We start from the raw sequence: 17,179 nt of genomic DNA on the forward strand, positions 1-17,179 counted from the left end.
GGAATAAACTCTCTTAAAGGTGTAAAAGCAATTAAAAAAATTGTGCCCGCAACCATCAGTATGCTGGACAAGGATACGATAACAAACACGTTTAAACGTGTGAGTTTAATGGCAAATCGTTCTTCAAAGGTATCTTCATTAAGTATCACCAAACGGTACTTATGAAGCATTTTTTTTGCGAATTTCTTCTCTTTCTTTTTAGGTATCATGCCAAACAAAATTAATTAAAATTAAGGCAATCTTATAAGTCTTTTATCTAAAGTTTGTTTTTAACGTTTAATTTGAAGTTTAATTATTAAATTTGCTGTTCAAATTATATGTTATGATAGCATCAAGTATTTTTTTAGCAATTGGACCGACACAAATAATTCTGATCGTGCTGGCTATATTACTGCTCTTTGGAGGAAAGAAAATCCCTGAACTAATGAGAGGTTTGGGAAGTGGCATCAAAGAATTTAAAGATGCCAGTAAAGAGGATGGTGATGAAAAGAAAACATCTACCAATAAAAACGAGTAATTTTATCCTATAAAAAAAAGAAGCCAACAATTAAGTTGGCTCTTTTTTTATAAGATCTTTATGGATTTGATAATCGATTCCAATTCAAAAATATTGTTGCGCTTCTCTACCGAAGGAGCAAAAACATAACCTTCAATTACCACGTACCTGTTATTTGGCTTGTCTTCAATAGCATAATTTATAAATGGCCCTGCCATAAATGCATTCTTAACGTCCCATATACCTTTGGTTTCATAAGCTGGTCTACCGTCAATCGTTGTTTCATGCAGATAAGGTGTATAAGCGCCATCTGTAATCAAATAAGAGCCTTCAACTGGTCCGGGAATATGCACTTCGCCAATAGAATCTCGCATTCTTATAATATCTAAAATGGTGCTATCTCCATTTCTGATATAATCTAGAGGTACTTCATAAACCATGAGATCCATGGTGCCCGTTGGGATATCTTTCCTGATCCAAAAAAAATCTTTATCTTGTTTTGCATAACGATATGCGGTTTGAAAATTTAATTTAACGCCCAATGCTTTTTGCAATGGAGTATCATCCATTAATGAGATTTGTATACGTCGTTGGTTTTCCTTCAATTCTTCGGCTTTAAAAGCAGCAATAATCTCTTCGCCATGAGCCTCCAACAAATCATTGATTTCTTGATCTGTTTTTCCAGAAACAACCACAACAGTTTGTGGTCTTGCATAAACTTCGTGCAGGATGCTCATACCAGCTTCACCGCCTTTCTCAATTTTAAGGATAATTCTGTTTTTGGTGGCAAACCCATCAAATACTGATGACGGCATTTGGCTAAGTGAAAACAAAGGTTCTTCTTGAGTAAGTGCCGGTACAGGTGCTGTAAAAACGTTTCTTATGGTCTCTCCTACACTATCGTCCCATAACAGGTTATCTACAACAACCAAGAGCGTATTAATATTTCCAGAAGAGGCTGTGAGGATACGTTGATCCTTGTTATTGTTACAAGATGTTAAAACTAATAAAGAAAGAGCAATAGCGTAAATGTTTTTCATGGTATTGAGTTTTTAATTTATGTCGATTAACGCGAAACTTTAAGTGTTGTTCCTACATTTAACTTAGTACCACTAATACCGTTCCAATCTTTAATATTTTGAATAGAAACTCCTGGAAATTTATTTGAAATACTCCATAAAGAGTCTCCTGCCTTTACTTTATAGGTTTTAACATCGCTCGATGAGCTCGCTGTATTACTAGGTTTTACAACTGTATTGGATGCCGTTTTTGTGGACGATGTATTGGGTTGCGTTCGATAAATTGTAAGCCGTTGACCAATTTTCAAATCATTACTTCTCAAACCATTCCATTGTTTTAACTGCGAAACCCGAACATTATACTGCCGTGCTATTTTACCTAAATTATCACCAGAAACCACTCTATACGTCGTTTTTGTCTCGGCTTCAAACAATTGTGGCATCGGTTTTTCACGCTTATTAAACTCATTGGAAACAAACTCATAAATACTTTTTTCATTAGCCACAAATTTACCGATGGCATGACGCGGTAATCGCAATGTATAATTTGATCCTTCAATAAAAGGTATAATATCTAACTTATACGCCGGATTAAGAAATTGAAGCTCTTCCATAGGAAGTTCCAAAAGTTCAGAAACCTGATCAAGGCTGATCATTTGTTTCACGTGGATCGTATCGGTATCAATATACCTAAAATCGGGTCTGTATTTTTTAAATCCGTGTTCTTCGGCATATTCAAAAATATACATCGTAGCCAGAAAAGCAGGTAAATAGCCTGCCGTTTCTCTTGGTAAATGCGGACGGATATTCCAATAATTCTCATAACCTCCCGATCGTCTAATCGCTTTATTAACATTGCCCGGACCACAATTATAGGAGGCCAATGCCAAATCCCAATCGCCAAAAATCTCGTAAAGTTTTGATAAATATTTACTTGCAGCTTCGGTCGATTTTAAAGGATCACTACGCTCGTCAACATAACTGCTCACGTTAAGACCATACTGTTTTCCGGTAGCAAACATAAATTGCCATAAACCGGTAGCGCCAACACGCGATTTGGCTCTAGGTTTTAACGCCGATTCTACGATAGCCAAATATTTGATTTCCAACGGCAAATTGTAATTGTCCAATTCCTTTTCAAACATTGGGAAATAGTAATGGCTCAAGGACATTAACCGTTCTAAAGTATTGCGTCGGTTTTTGAGGTACGATTTAATAACATTTTCCAGCGATACATTATACTCAATATTAAAAGGCGTTCGTGCGTTTAGCGCTTTAAGGCGCGCTTTTAACGTATCTGTAGGCAACTCTGGATAATCAACATCGTCGTATTTTAAATCAGCAACTGATTGATAAATGGTGTCAAACAACTCATTGCTGTACAACTCTTCCATCCATTTTTTATCAAACTCTGAAGCCATATGAAAATCTTCGATTTTGATTTTAGAAATTGAATCGCCAATAATTCCAAAGTCCGTAATGAACAATTTCGTTCCATCACTAATGGAATCCAACGGTATTAAAGCGGCATTTTCTGATGCTTTACTAATGGTCTTTTTGGAAGGTTTAACTTGCGAAAAACTAAAGCCCCATACGCATAAAGCACCAAAAGTTAGGGATATAATCTTTTGGTTCATTAATAAGGTTTTTATAATTCAACGAATTGTTCGATAAAATCGTACAATAATATCTAAAATGATATTATAAAGCAATTGTTTTAACAGCCTTAAATGCCCTTAAGGGTTAAAATCATACATTTTATCTAAGTTTTACTTAAAAAAATCTCTTAAAATTTGGTTTGGTACACGCCAAAATCGGTTTTGCCTCTCCCGATGGCTATCGGGACTAAAGGGCGCCCGATTTTCCTTGATTCACCCTTTTGGGCAGGAGTATAAAATCAAGGAAAATCGATCAAATATAATTTTTGTCCTGTACCAAGAAAACTGGACTATTCTAAGATGGCGGCAATGCCCGGCAAAATTTTTCCTTCCAAGCTTTCCAACATGGCACCGCCACCTGTACTTACATAACTTACTTTATCTTCAAACCCAAATTCCTTAACTGCCGCTACAGAGTCGCCACCGCCTACAAGCGAAAACGCACCATTTTTTGTAGCTTCAGCAATAGAATTTCCTAAGGCAATAGTTCCTTTGGCAAAGTTTTCCATTTCAAAAACACCCAAAGGTCCGTTCCATAAAATGGTTTTACACTGTTGCACCACAGCATCAAAATTTTTAATAGATTGGGGTCCTGCATCCAATCCTTGCCATCCATCAGGAATATGTGCTACATCAACAATTTGGGTATCGGCCTCATTACTAAATGCATCGGCAGCAACAACATCAACCGGAAGATGTACTTTGACATTTTTGGCACGTGCCTTGTCTAAAATCTGAAGTGCCAATTCCATTTTATCGTCTTCACAAATAGAATCGCCAATATGTCCACCTTGTGCTTTGACAAATGTAAATGTCATCCCGCCGCCAATAATCAAATGGTCCACTTTATCTAAAATGTTTTCGATAATGGTGATTTTTGAGGACACTTTAGCACCACCAAGAATAGCTAAAACTGGCTTTTCACCATTTTCCATGACTTTTTTGATGCTTTCGATTTCTTGCTCCAACAAGTGTCCAAAAAATTTCTTGTCTTTAAAAAACTGTGCAATAACCGCTGTTGAAGCATGCGCCCGATGTGCGGTACCAAAAGCATCATTGACATAAACATCGCCAAGTTTGGCTAATTTTTCAGAAAAATCTTTATCACCAGCTTCTTCTTCTTTATAAAATCTTAAGTTTTCGAGTAATAATATTTGTCCCGGTTTTAAGTTATCCGCCAATGTCTGAGCTTCTTCACCAATACAATCTGAAGCAAAAATCGTATCCACACCAATAATCTCTTCTACTTTTGCTTTAATATGTTCTAATGAAAATTCTTTTTGTACACCTTTCGGTCGGCCTAAATGAGACATTAAAATACAACTCCCACCATCATCCAATATTTTAGTTATGGTTGGTTTTGCAGCTGCGATCCTAGTGTCGTCAGTAACATTAAAATGTTCATCCAAAGGCACGTTAAAATCAACTCTTATCAGTGCTTTTTTATCTTTAAAATTGAAATCTCTTAGGGTTTTCATTAATATTTGTGTTTTATAAAATAGAAACAAATGTAACTAATTACAAAATGATTATAAATGCATTCTTTGAGGAATTGAAATTTACCAACGTTTATGAAAAAAAATACATAGTTTTGCGACATGCAATTCAGTGAAATATTAGGTCAAGAACATCTTAAAAACCACCTTACCCAAAGTGCTGATAACGGGCGCATTCCTCATGCACAATTGTTTGTAGGTCCCGAAGGTTCTGGTACACTTGCCATGGCTATTGCCTATGCTCAATACCTGCTTTGTGGCAATAAAAATTCGGAAAACACAAATGGCAATGAAAGCTGCAATCTAAAATTTGAAAATCTCTCACATCCCGATCTTCATTTTGCTTTTCCTGTAGCCATTACAGACAAAGTGAAAAAAAATCCTGTATCCAGCTATTTTATGGCCGAGTGGCGACAACTTATCAAAGAGCAACCGTACGGCAATCTGTTTGACTGGTACCGCCTCTTAGGAATTGAGAACAAACAAGGGCAAATGGGTGTGGACGAAGCGATGAATATCGTAAAAGCACTGTCTTTAAAATCGTACGAAGGTGGGTATAAAATTATGGTGATCTGGATGGCTGAAAAAATGAATGCTTCTGCCGCGAACAAACTATTAAAACTGATTGAAGAACCGCCTTCAAAAACAGTGTTTATATTGATTGCAGAAGATGCTGGACAAATACTTAGCACCATCCGTTCCCGTTGCCAAGTTTTGAATTTTCCGCCATTAGCAGATAATGTGATTAAAGAAGCACTTCAAAAAAAGTATGAATTGGATGAAGCCACTGCAACAAAAATCGCTATTCAATCCAATGGTAATTTTAATAAAGCCTGTGATTTAGTCTATCACGATTCAGAAGATATCCAATTTGAAGAATGGTTTGTATTTTGGGTAAGAAGCGCCTTTAAGGCCAAAGGAAATAAAAGCGCTATCCATGATTTAATTAGTTGGAGCGATGAAATTTCAAAAACCGGTAGGGAAACACAAAAACAATTTCTACAGTTTTGCATTGACTTTTTCAGGCAAGCACTTTTGATGAATTATAAGGCCAATCAACTGGTTTATTTAGAACCAAAAACCAAAAATTTTAAGCTTGAAAATTTTGCGCCGTTTATCCATGAAGGTAATATTCTTGATATTAGCCAAGAACTGCAAGATGCTATATATCATATAGAACGCAACGGGAATTCTAAGATTATCCTCACCGATTTATCCATAAAACTAACCCGTTTATTACACAAAAAAGCCAGCTAAAAACTGGCTTTTTTTATGACTTATTTTTAAAACAATTTTACTTTTTATCAGCGTTAAGCGCTTCTAAAATTTGTTTGGTTAAATCTTGACTTTCTTTGCCATACATCACACTTCCGGCCTCGTTACTTCCCAAAATAAAAGAATACCCGTTTTTTTCGCCATAATCTTTCACAAAAGCTCTTACGGTTTTGATCAATGTATCAATTTCGGTTTGTCCTCTCTTTTGGATTTGCTGCTCTTCCATTTGAGATTGTTGTTGAAAATTTTGGTATTGCTGCGCTAAAGCTTGGTATTGCTCTTGTGTACTTTTTTGAGCCATTTGGGGATCTTTTTCTTGCAATTGTGCAGCACGCGCTTGAAAAGATTGTCCTATACTGTCCACTCTTCTGCCAAAAGCATCGATTTCAACTTGAAATTGGGCTTCAATATCTTTTTTCTTTTGGTAATCGTTAATCAATTTGCTGTTATCAACAAATCCAATTTTTGCTTGCTCCTGACATGAGGACAACATTACCAAAGTCAATAGAGCGATAAAACCTTTTTTCATTTTTAAGAGTTATTAAAATTTTGCTGCAAATGTAGTAAAGTAAGAGATATTTTTATGAAAATAAATAATATAGTTTAAATCTATACTGTAATTAATATCAATAAATTTATTCTATCATAAATAAGGGCATGCGAGCCGTTTTTAAGAAGACTTCATAAAATCGTAATGTGATTTCCTTTCAGGCAATAAGAAATCGCCTTAAAAGCTCTAAAATCACGTATTTTTGTTCTTTAAGACATAAATCAAGGACGAATACTCACCAGAACGTCTTGCTTTCCAATTGGACCGCCAACCATTCCAAAATCCTTTAACAAAATTCATTTTTCCCGATTTGTACTTTTCAGAAAGTAAACTTACATAAAACGCATCAAACGTCATTGGGACAATTTTCACCACATCCATTTTTATTTTTTCGCCCAATCGTTTTATAGACGCTTGGCTAAAATGCCAAAGATGTCTTGGCACATCATAAGCCGCCCAAAATTCTTTATACAATTGCGCATCATAACTTTTATAATTTGGTACCGCAATGATAAGAACACCATTAGGTTTTAGCAGTTTTTTGAAAATCGAAAAATGTTCTTCAACATTTGGTAAATGTTCCAATACATGCCAAAGTGTAATGACATCAAAACTATAGGATTCAAATTTTGAAAGTTGCTCGGTGTCAAAAACGACATTATCAACTTTTTTATTAGCTAAATCCCTCGCCTGTTCATTGGGTTCAATTCCTGAAATTTGCCATCCTGAACTATGAGCAACTTGCAAAAAATCGCCAGTGCCACATCCAATATCAAGAAGAGTTTTTCCATTGGACGAAACGTTATTGATAAGTTTGATCTTTCTTTTTAAAGCAACAACTTTAACGGCATGATATAGTTTTTCGAAGACATTGCGTTTAGCATCCGTATGCGAGATATAATCTTCACTTTTATAATATTCAGACAATTTTTCCGGTGATGGCTGCGGAAAAGTTTCCAGTAATTCTAGTTGGGTATTGAAGCGCAATTCAAAATTTTCTTTGGAAACAGAATGATCTTTAACCTTTAAATTATGTATTGAAGTTGAATTTGACACGATGGAATGACAAGTTTTAGGCTAGATTATGAAGCGTGAAATTAAGAAATAGCGCGACGCAAATATCATTTTTAAAAATCGGAATAACAAGTTATTAATTTTAAAAGACAATTGATAACAATTTTATTCTCCATCAATTATTCTTTTATTTTCAAGTTCTTTTAAAATCGTTTTATACTGATTTTCGTTTATATGATTGTTTTCATAAAGCCATAAAACTCTATTTTTTTGGGTTTCAAAAGGAAGAATCGGATCAATTCTATAATACATATTCTTATAAAAATTTCTCTGTTCGCTATGAATTTCACCAATAAAGGCATCAACTTCGGATTGGTATTTTTTTGTATAGATAAAACTTAAAGGTTTGTTTGAAGCCAAATTCTTCATGCTCACTTTCTGAAAATGTTCTTTTAATGATGCTATAATAATTACAAATACCATAAAAGCACCTACAAAAATCCATTTTCCTTGCTCAAAGGATGTTTGAAAAAATTCTGTCAAAACAGTAGTTACCAAAATAATATTTAAAACTCCAGATAAAACAAATAACCATGCCAAAGGATGAGCGGCTTTTAAATTGATATATTCATCTTTTCCTATGTCATGAAAATTCACTTTATAGTTTTGAATATTACCAACGTCATTTATATCAACAATCACTCCGTCTTCAACAATACGAAACTCCCTTTTATCATTTCTTATTTTCTGTTTTAAATGTTTCATTCAAAATATGCTAACCTTTCATAATACTTGATTAACCGAATATCATGATATTCGGTTTAATTTTGACTTATTATTTTTCAATAATTCACATAACTATGCTCGGGCTAGATAACACAAGCTATAAACATTCAAGTTCTCACCGTTCCACGTGGAACATATCTGAAAAATTCAAAACTATCTTCCCATATAAACCAATAAAACTGACACATCACTTGGTGAAACCCCACTAATTCGAGACGCCTGTGAAATGGTAATCGGACGGATTTTTTCCAATTTTTGTCTAGCTTCAATACTCATCGATTTTAATTTAGAATAATCAAAATTGGCAGGAATTCTTAAATCTTCTAAACGATTCAGCTTATCAGCATTGTTCTTTTCTTTATCAATATATCCTGAATATTTAACTTGAATTTCGGTTTGTTCAATAATCTCCTTATCCAAATCGTGTTCTAAAATATAATTTTCAATCGATTCAATCTTACGCATATCGTCCATAGAGATATTTGGACGCGCAAAAATCTTAAATAATTTACCAGATTGATTCACTAATGCAGAATCATGAGCTTCCAAAATAGGATTAATATCCTCTGCCTCCACACTGGTCTTCTTAAAAAATTCGACAAAGGCTTCAGCTTTTGAATGCTTTTCTTCCATGCGCCTTAAACGGTCCTCACTAGCTAAACCAAGTTCATAACCCTTTGGCGTCAATCGCAAATCAGCATTATCTTGTCTTAACAACGTACGATACTCTGCACGCGACGTAAACATTCGATAAGGCTCTTCAGTCCCCTTGGTAATTAAATCATCAATCAAAACACCAATATATGCTTCATTACGACGTAAAGTAAACTCTTCGCGTTCTTGAACGCGCAACGCAGCATTAATACCAGCCATCAATCCTTGCGAAGCCGCTTCCTCATACCCTGTAGTTCCGTTAATCTGCCCAGCAAAATACAAACCTTCAACCAACTTGGTTTCCAAAGTATGCTTCAATTGCGTTGGCGGAAAATAATCATATTCGATAGCATAACCCGGTCTAAAAAATTTAACATGTTCAAAACCGACCACGGATCGTAAGGCTTTAAACTGGACATCTTCAGGTAAGGATGTTGAAAAACCGTTCACATAAACCTCCACCGTATTCCACCCTTCGGGTTCAACGAAAATTTGATGCCTTTCTTTAGAAGCAAAACGGTTAATTTTATCTTCAATAGACGGACAATAACGCGGACCAGTACTTTTAATCCGTCCATTAAACATCGGAGAACGATCAAATCCTTCACGTAACAAATCATGAACCAACGGACTTGTAAAGCTCATATGGCAATCTTTTTGATGTGTCAAAGGTTTCGTGACGTTAGAATAAGAAAACTTTTCAGGTATTTCATCTCCTGGTTGTACGATCATTTTTGAATAATCCAACGATCTTCCATCCACTCGCGGAGGCGTTCCTGTTTTCATTCTTCCGGATTCAAAACCCAATTCAACAAGTTGTTCCGTAATACCCGTTGCTGATTTTTCACCAGCACGTCCCCCACCAAAATTTTTATCACCAATATGGATCAAACCGTTCAAAAAAGTACCGTTAGTAAGAATAACAGTCCTTCCCTTAATTTCCAATCCAAGCGAAGTTTTTACCCCTGTAACCTTATGATTTTCGACAATCAATCCGGAAATCATCTCTTGATAGAAATCCACATTAGGTGTACGCTCCAACATTAACCGCCAATCTTCAGCAAATCGCATACGGTCACTTTGCACTCGCGGACTCCACATAGCTGGTCCTTTAGACTTATTAAGCATTTTAAATTGAATAGCGGACGTATCACTAACAATACCGCTATAACCACCTAAGGCATCAATTTCACGCAAAATTTGCCCTTTGGCGATCCCGCCCATTGCAGGATTACACGACATTTGAGCGATGTTTTGTAAATTCATAGTCACCAATAAAGTTGAGCAACCCATATTGGCAGCCGCAGCCGCCGCTTCACTTCCAGCGTGACCGCCACCGACCACAATAACATCATATACATTATCAAACATGGTTTGTTTTTTAAAATTGTTGAAGTGTTCCACGTGGAACAAAGACCGTAATGTCTTATAATTTAATTCAAAATAATCGACTGAAATTCTATAAAGAAAAAGAATTTCGTCAAAGAAATAAAATCTAATCTAATTTTGAGATGTAGTAATTTTCTTTCGAGCGCATTTCGGTAATTTCATCTACAGTTTTATCCTTATAACCGCAATAATGAAGAATACCATGAATCATAACGCGATGAAGTTCATTAGCAAAACTAACCCCAAAATCGTTGGCATTCTCTCGAACTCTCTCAATAGAAATATAAACATCACCATTGATTAATTTTCCCAAAGTGTAATCAAAACTAATGATATCAGTAAGGGTATCATGATTTAAAAATTCAATATTCAAATCGAGAAGATAAGCATCATCACAAAAAATATAGTTGATTTCACCAGCCGTAAAACCTTCGCTTACAATTGTGTTGGCAATCCAATGAGACATAAGCTCTTCATTATCCAACTGAAAATCCATTTCATAGTTAAAGCTAATTGTCTCCATTCCTAAAATATCCTTGTACTTTTTTTCTGTAAATATTTTGCAAAGGTAAAGTTTGTCGGTTTAATATTTCAATTGTATCAAAATATTTTTTGGCATTAGGCAGTTGGTCATTAGTCAGATTATCAAATTGTTTGTTATTGGTATTTGATTCGCGTTTCTGATCCTCTTCCTGTAAATAAGTAGCGTTTTGAAGTTTCAACAACTGTTGTTGCAAATTCATCATGCGCTGGAGTGTTTGATTAGTGAATCCACTATTAATTAAATCAGATTCGACGTTCTCCATTTGCTTTAAGATTTGCTGTCCTTCAGGAGAAATTCCCATTTGATTTAAACGTTCTTCTAAAGCCTTGCGCAATTCTTGTTGTTGTTGATAAATACGATATAATTCACCATTCATTTCTTCAGAAGACCCATCACCATTAGAACCAGAACTTCCGACACTACCCTCATTTTCATCAGTGCGAGAGTTGCCATTCTCACCATTTTTTCCTTCACCATCCTGCTTGCCCTTTCCGTCTTGTTTATTACTCGAATCATTTTTTTTAAGACCATCTTCCACTTCCTTATTCAATTCCTCTTGGCTCATAATAATATCAGGCAATTGTGTGCCACCAGATTTTCCTCGTTGACCTTGACCTTTTCCTGAACCTTCACCCTGACCGAAATTAAGATCAGATTCCATATTATCCAATATGTCACTTAAAACATTTGACAAATTATTGGTAGCCGTCATCACATATTGCTGTGAAGCCACACCCTGATAAAGTAGGTTTTCAGAAAGTTCATCCATGGCTTTATCAATGTAATAAAACACATCCGTAATGTTCGAATTAATAGTTTCAGAAAGACGCGGTTGTCGCAAAGACAACGTAAATAAACTATCATCAATAAACGAAAAATGTTCACGCAAATTACTTTGCTTTCTTAAAAAAGAACCATACAAATTATGGTTGATTTCAATACTTTTAAATTGGTTCATCAAATCTTCTTGATCAAAAGAAAACAATAATAAATTCTTCAAAATTTGACGTAACATCGCAGCATCTTCACTTAATTGTTCTTGTCCACCGGACATCATGGATTGTTGCATACCTGAACTCATTTGTTTCATTTTCCTCGATGCATCCTTTTGTTTTTGTTGAGCATCCTTATGCTTCTTATCGGCAGTTTGATAATCTTGCTTTTGCTTGGCGTCTTCCTTCCTCATCAAATCATCGGAAGCATTCTGCTGATCTTCTTGAATTTCTTGTTCATCCAGTTTATCACGATGAATGTCCAACGGTTTACTCAACTCACGATTATCCTTTTGAAGTTGATCCATATCGTTTTGAAAATCTTCAAACGCTTCATTCAATTTTTGTTGTTTCTCACTAGTATTTGATTCTGGATTTTCCTTGGATAATTGTTCTTGATCGTCCGCTAATTTTTCAAGTTGACGTTGTAGTTGTTCCGATTTTTTAGCAACATAATACCGCTTGGTCAACATCAGCATTTGTTGCAAACTTTTTTGCTTATTCTTATTTTGTGATGACATCTGTTTTAACCGGTCGGTCAATTCTTCTTTATCAATTTTGTCATAAAGCTTTTCCAGTTCGCGCAACAATTTTTCGTCCTTTAAAAGTTGCGCTTCATTATCCTTTAAACGCTCCTTCAATTGCTCTTTCATAACATCGTCAGTATTCTGATCTTGTTGAAAATTCTCCAAATTATCTTTCAACTGACGATTAAAATTCTGCATCATTTCTTCCTGCTGCTGTTGGCGCTTAATAAAATTTTGAAGCTTTTTACGATCATTAAAAGTAAGTTGTTCCTTTTCCATTTGCGAACGCGTCAATTCCTCAAGTTGCTTTTCTTGATCTTTCAAATTTTTAACCGAATTATCTAAGTTCTTGATGGTTTCACCTTGTTGCTGTAATTGTTGACTTTCTTCTTCCTCATTGGTTAGTTTTCTATAACTAAACACATTACTCTTTACGCTTTTGAAATTATGAAGTACATCATTATCAAACACTTGAAAATACAATTCATAGGATTTTCCCTCTTCTAATTCCAAATTATTTGGAAAAGAAGTAATAAATTCATCAAAATTGGATGTAGAAACTGGAATCGGAATATCTATCTTATCCTCTTCGTTATCAATTGGATAATAAATCAACTGCAATTTACTAATGCCATAATCATCACTCACCTGACCGTAGAAATAAAGCGATTGTTGATCCAGAGAATCCCGCTGAACTACGATATTAAGTTCAGGAGTCATATCTTTTATAATATCGATTGAATAATTAAGATTTTCATAATCATTCAGATTCTTATTACTCGTCGTAATGGTATAATTAAATTTAGAAAACACCTGTTTAGCAAATTCAAAGTTACCATTCCCTTTAGCATTAAACAAAATAGTATCTTGGGCATACATCGCTACTTTATCAGTAGTTATGGTTTTAATCTTCCACGTTACTTTTGTGCCTTCCGGGATGGTCATGTTCCCGGTGCTTTTTAAAATTTCATCAGTTCTGTTGAGATACGAAGGAAACTTTAATTCCATTTCCAAATTCACTAAAGTTGGTACATTAACAACAGCCAATTTATAAGATTTAGAAACTACCTGATTTGCGGAAAGTTGAAAAGATACCTCGCTTTTCAAAGATGGAAAAACATACTCAAAAGTTCCAGGATGTGTTTGTCTTAAAAAATAAGTTTCACCAGCATAATGTATTTGTGCATTCTCAGGAACAACATTTCCTATCGTTTTGACCACAAGGTTAAAATCTTTGTTTTCTATGCCCTTAAGATGTTCGTTAATCACAAAAAACTCAAACGGTGCGGGCGGTTCAAAAGCGACTTTATAATTAACCATCCGATCATAACTATCACTGAACCAATTAAAATGACCAGAAACAAAACTCAATAATAAAATAATGACAGGTACAACAACATATTTCAAATACTTAAAATTGGACTTAAAATTGACCGCCGATTTAAAATTCACCGGACGCAATTCGGAAGATTTTTGTTCGATACTTGCCAGCAATAATTCTGAAGGTTCGGTATTTCTTTGAAGTTGAAGCACATTAAGCAACTTGTCGTTCACTTCAGAAAAATGTTTTCCTATAAGTTTTGAAGCTTCTTCATAACCGATTCCTTTTTGAAGTTTGAATAATTTTGAAAGTGGCCAAACTATGAATCGAACCAATAAACTCAGTTCGACAATCAAAAAAATCCAAAATAAAAATGCGCGTGCCACAGGTTTTAACCACAGCAGATGTTCAATAAAAAGCGTAAATAATAAATACAATAAACCAATGGAAAAAAACAAAATAGAACCTTTTATCAAGTCGTTTATATAATAACGCTTGATAAATTGCTCAAGTTTTACCTGTATGGCTTTAAAATTGTTCATAACAAACTAGGCTGACACATATTCAACCTACTAAACTACAATTTTATTTTATGGAACATTAGCTAAAATTAATAAGCTTGTGTTAATTGGCCACAACAAAATGAGTTATACCTTTAAAAAACAAACTTAAACAGCGTATAAAGTTAATAATTAAGCATATTTCAGTCTTTTTCCAAGTTCTTTTTTCTCTGTTCTCACATCTGTTCTATCTTTGTACAATAAATTTAAAAAAATGACTGATAACGTTCGTGTGCGCTTTGCACCAAGTCCAACAGGACCTTTGCATATTGGTGGTGTTCGTACTGCTCTTTTTAACTACTTATTTGCTAAAAAACATAAAGGAACCTTCATACTCAGAATTGAAGATACCGATCAAAACCGCTATGTAGAAGGTGCCGAAGACTATATTATAGAAGCACTAAATTGGTGTCATATTCCTTATGATGAAGGTCCAAATAAAAATGAAAAATACGGTCCTTATAGACAAAGTGAACGCAAACATTTGTATCAAGAATATGCCCAACGACTGATAGATTCTGGAAATGCTTATTATGCTTTTGATACGACCGAGAGTTTGGACCATCATAGAAAAGATCACGAGTCTAAAGGAAAAACCTTTATTTACAATTGGCATAACCGCAAGTTATTGCTCAATTCAATATCACTTTCAAAAGAAGAAACCCAAGCCAAATTGGATGCTGGCGAAGATTATGTCATCCGGTTTAAATCTCCTGAAAATCAAATTTTAGAACTCAATGATTTGGTCAGAGGTGCGATTACCATCGACACTAATATTTTAGATGATAAGGTTTTATTTAAAAGCGATGGCATGCCAACTTATCATTTGGCCAATATTGTGGACGATCATTTAATGAAAATCACCCATGTTATCCGCGGTGAAGAATGGTTACCTTCCCTAGCCTTACATTATCAGCTATACGATGCATTTGGATGGGAAAAACCACAATTTGCTCATTTACCACTTTTACATAAACCATCCGGAAAAGGAAAATTAAGCAAACGTGATGGTGATAAATTAGGTTTTCCTGTATTTCCTTTAGAATGGAAAGATCCTGAAACCAACGAAATTTCGATGGGCTATAGAGAAAAAGGCTATTTTCCGGATGCTTTAATCAACTTTTTGGCATTTTTAGGATGGAATCCCGGAACTGAGCAAGAACTGTTTACACTCGAAGAATTAGCCGATGCTTTCGATTTGGAACGTGTTCACAAATCGGGCGCACGATTTGATCCAGACAAAATAAAATGGTTCAATCACCAATATATGCAAATGCAATATGACGATGATCTGGCGGAATCTTTTAAAAATAGTCGTCCGGAATTAAACGATATCGATGTTAATTACATCGCACTTGTAGTTGGAATGATTAAAGAACGTGCCACTTTTATTAGTGATTTCTGGAATTTATCCTCTTACTTTTTTGAAGCTCCAAAAACTTATGACGAAAAATCATTTGCAAAAATAATGACGAATGACGCCCGCGAATTAATGAGCGAATTATCAGAAGTGATTAAAAACACCACCGATTTTACAGCTGAAAACGTTGAAAAAGACATCAAAACATGGATTTCTAAAAAAGAAATAGGCTTTGGAAAAGTGATGCAACCACTACGATTGGCATTGGTTGGCGCTATGCAAGGTCCTGATGTTTTTGAAATTATTTACATGATTGGACAACAGGAAACCGTGCAACGCATCGAGAATTTAAGTCAAGCACTATAAATTTTTGACTGTACTTTTTATAAAAAATAGAAGTTTCGGACTATTTATAACGTAACTTAGTAACAATATTTTAACCATTTAAAACCCAACTTATGTTTGCTATTCCTTTTATTGTTTTTGGATTAATTATACTGTTGTCTGCATTTTTTACCGTGAAACAACAATCTGCCGCTATTATTGAACGGTTTGGAAAATTTCAAAGTATCCGCCATTCCGGACTTCAAATGAAAATTCCGATTATAGATCGTATAGCCGGAAGAATGAGCCTTAAAATACAACAATTGGATGTGATTGTTGAAACAAAAACTTTGGATGACGTTTTCGTCAGATTAAAGATTTCTGTTCAATTTAAGGTCATTTCACAAAAAGTTTACGATGCATTTTACAAACTCGATTATGCACACGATCAAATCACCAGTTATGTTTTTGACGTGGTTCGTGCCGAAGTTCCTAAAATGAAATTAGATGATGTTTTTGTCAAAAAAGACGATATTGCTATTGCCGTAAAAACAGAATTAAACGATGCTATGTCCGATTATGGCTATGATATCATCAAAACTTTAGTGACCGATATTGATCCTGATGCACAAGTAAAAGCAGCGATGAACCGCATTAATGCTTCAGAACGTGAAAAAATTGCCGCACAATTTGAAGGTGATGCCGCACGTATTTTAATTGTAGAGCGCGCTAAAGCAGAAGCTGAAAGTAAACGCTTGCAAGGTCAAGGTATTGCCGATCAACGTCGTGAAATTGCACGTGGATTGGAAGAATCTGTAGATGTTTTAAACCGTGTTGGGATCAACTCGCAAGAAGCATCAGCATTGATCGTTGTTACGCAACATTATGACACACTTCAATCTATTGGAGAACACGTAAACAGTAATTTGATACTATTACCTAACTCCCCACAAGCCGGAAGTGATATGTTGAACAATATGGTGGCCAGTTTTACCGCAAGTAACCAAATTGGTGAAGCAATGAAAGAAGCGAAAAAGAAAAAGAACGACAATCCAAATAACTAAAAGATTTAAAAAAGAGGCTGTCTAAAAAGGCAGCCTCTTTTTTTATGTTTTTTATTTTAGAAAGCGCATTAGTTTTCTTATCTTAATGTTATGAAAAGCAACGTTATATGGAAGACCAACAGCCAATCACAATTGAGTCTTCTTCCTCCC

Annotated in this window: 13 protein-coding genes and 1 pseudogene; 4 read left to right on the forward strand and 10 right to left on the reverse strand. The window is 34.9% G+C overall.

All coding sequences use genetic code 11. The annotated features are described in order from the left end of the window. Positions 1-209: pseudogene (locus VNJ50_RS08935) on the reverse strand (M23 family peptidase); the annotation flags it as partial. Between the two features lie 113 nt (positions 210-322). Here VNJ50_RS08935 and VNJ50_RS08940 point away from each other — a divergent pair. Continuing rightward, the gene (locus tag VNJ50_RS08940) at positions 323-517 is read left to right on the forward strand and encodes a twin-arginine translocase TatA/TatE family subunit (RefSeq protein WP_325581053.1); all 195 of its coding nucleotides are present in this window, start codon (positions 323-325) and stop codon (positions 515-517) included. 47 nt (positions 518-564) lie between these two features. Here VNJ50_RS08940 and VNJ50_RS08945 read toward each other — a convergent pair whose 3' ends face one another. From VNJ50_RS08945 to VNJ50_RS08955, 3 genes are all read right to left on the reverse strand, one after another. Next, positions 565-1,536, reverse strand: a complete 972-nt coding sequence (locus VNJ50_RS08945) for a DUF4837 family protein (protein WP_325581055.1) — start codon at positions 1,534-1,536, stop codon at positions 565-567. 26 nt (positions 1,537-1,562) lie between these two features. After that, positions 1,563-3,152 (reverse strand): lytic transglycosylase domain-containing protein, encoded by a 1,590-nt coding sequence (locus VNJ50_RS08950; RefSeq protein ID WP_325581057.1) that lies wholly within the window; start codon positions 3,150-3,152, stop codon positions 1,563-1,565. Between the two features lie 311 nt (positions 3,153-3,463). Further along, positions 3,464-4,651 carry a phosphoglycerate kinase gene (locus VNJ50_RS08955; protein ID WP_325581059.1) on the reverse strand — a complete coding sequence of 396 codons (1,188 nt, stop codon included), beginning with the start codon at positions 4,649-4,651 and terminating at the stop codon, positions 3,464-3,466. 120 nt (positions 4,652-4,771) lie between these two features. Between VNJ50_RS08955 and VNJ50_RS08960 the strand changes: the two genes are divergently transcribed. Beyond that, a complete protein-coding gene (locus VNJ50_RS08960; protein WP_325581061.1) occupies positions 4,772-5,926 on the forward strand; it encodes a DNA polymerase III subunit in 1,155 nt (384 codons plus the stop codon). A 37-nt stretch (positions 5,927-5,963) separates the two neighbouring features. Here the strand turns inward: VNJ50_RS08960 and VNJ50_RS08965 are convergent, their stop codons facing one another. The 6 genes from VNJ50_RS08965 to VNJ50_RS08990 all read right to left on the reverse strand — a co-directional run bounded on the left by VNJ50_RS08965 (position 5,964) and on the right by VNJ50_RS08990 (position 14,263). Then, entirely contained in the window at positions 5,964-6,473 is a 510-nt protein-coding gene (locus tag VNJ50_RS08965) for an OmpH family outer membrane protein (RefSeq protein WP_325581063.1), read from the reverse strand. Positions 6,474-6,686: 213 nt separating this feature from the next. After that, entirely contained in the window at positions 6,687-7,550 is an 864-nt protein-coding gene (locus VNJ50_RS08970) for a class I SAM-dependent methyltransferase (protein WP_325581065.1), read from the reverse strand. 123 nt (positions 7,551-7,673) lie between these two features. Continuing rightward, positions 7,674-8,273, reverse strand: a complete 600-nt coding sequence (locus VNJ50_RS08975) for a hypothetical protein (protein ID WP_325581067.1) — start codon at positions 8,271-8,273, stop codon at positions 7,674-7,676. A gap of 174 nt (positions 8,274-8,447) precedes the next feature. Continuing rightward, entirely contained in the window at positions 8,448-10,319 is a 1,872-nt protein-coding gene (gene mnmG, locus VNJ50_RS08980) for a tRNA uridine-5-carboxymethylaminomethyl(34) synthesis enzyme MnmG (RefSeq protein WP_325581069.1), read from the reverse strand. Positions 10,320-10,443: 124 nt separating this feature from the next. Further along, on the reverse strand, positions 10,444-10,860 hold the full coding sequence (gene ybeY / locus VNJ50_RS08985) for an rRNA maturation RNase YbeY (RefSeq protein ID WP_325581071.1): 417 nt from the start codon (positions 10,858-10,860) through the stop codon (positions 10,444-10,446). After that, positions 10,847-14,263: a hypothetical protein gene (locus tag VNJ50_RS08990; RefSeq protein ID WP_325581073.1), complete on the reverse strand. Its 3,417-nt coding sequence runs from the start codon at positions 14,261-14,263 to the stop codon at positions 10,847-10,849. The genes ybeY and VNJ50_RS08990 overlap by 14 nt, the downstream gene beginning before the upstream one ends. 232 nt (positions 14,264-14,495) lie before the next feature. Between VNJ50_RS08990 and gltX the strand changes: the two genes are divergently transcribed. Continuing rightward, on the forward strand, positions 14,496-16,007 hold the full coding sequence (gltX, locus tag VNJ50_RS08995; RefSeq protein WP_325581075.1) for a glutamate--tRNA ligase: 1,512 nt from the start codon (positions 14,496-14,498) through the stop codon (positions 16,005-16,007). Positions 16,008-16,099: 92 nt separating this feature from the next. Continuing rightward, on the forward strand, positions 16,100-17,029 hold the full coding sequence (locus VNJ50_RS09000; RefSeq protein ID WP_325581077.1) for an SPFH domain-containing protein: 930 nt from the start codon (positions 16,100-16,102) through the stop codon (positions 17,027-17,029). Positions 17,030-17,179 lie beyond the last annotated feature (150 nt).

Origin of the sequence: Gelidibacter sp. (genome assembly GCF_035577925.1) — a bacterium.
Classification (GTDB): domain Bacteria; phylum Bacteroidota; class Bacteroidia; order Flavobacteriales; family Flavobacteriaceae; genus Gelidibacter.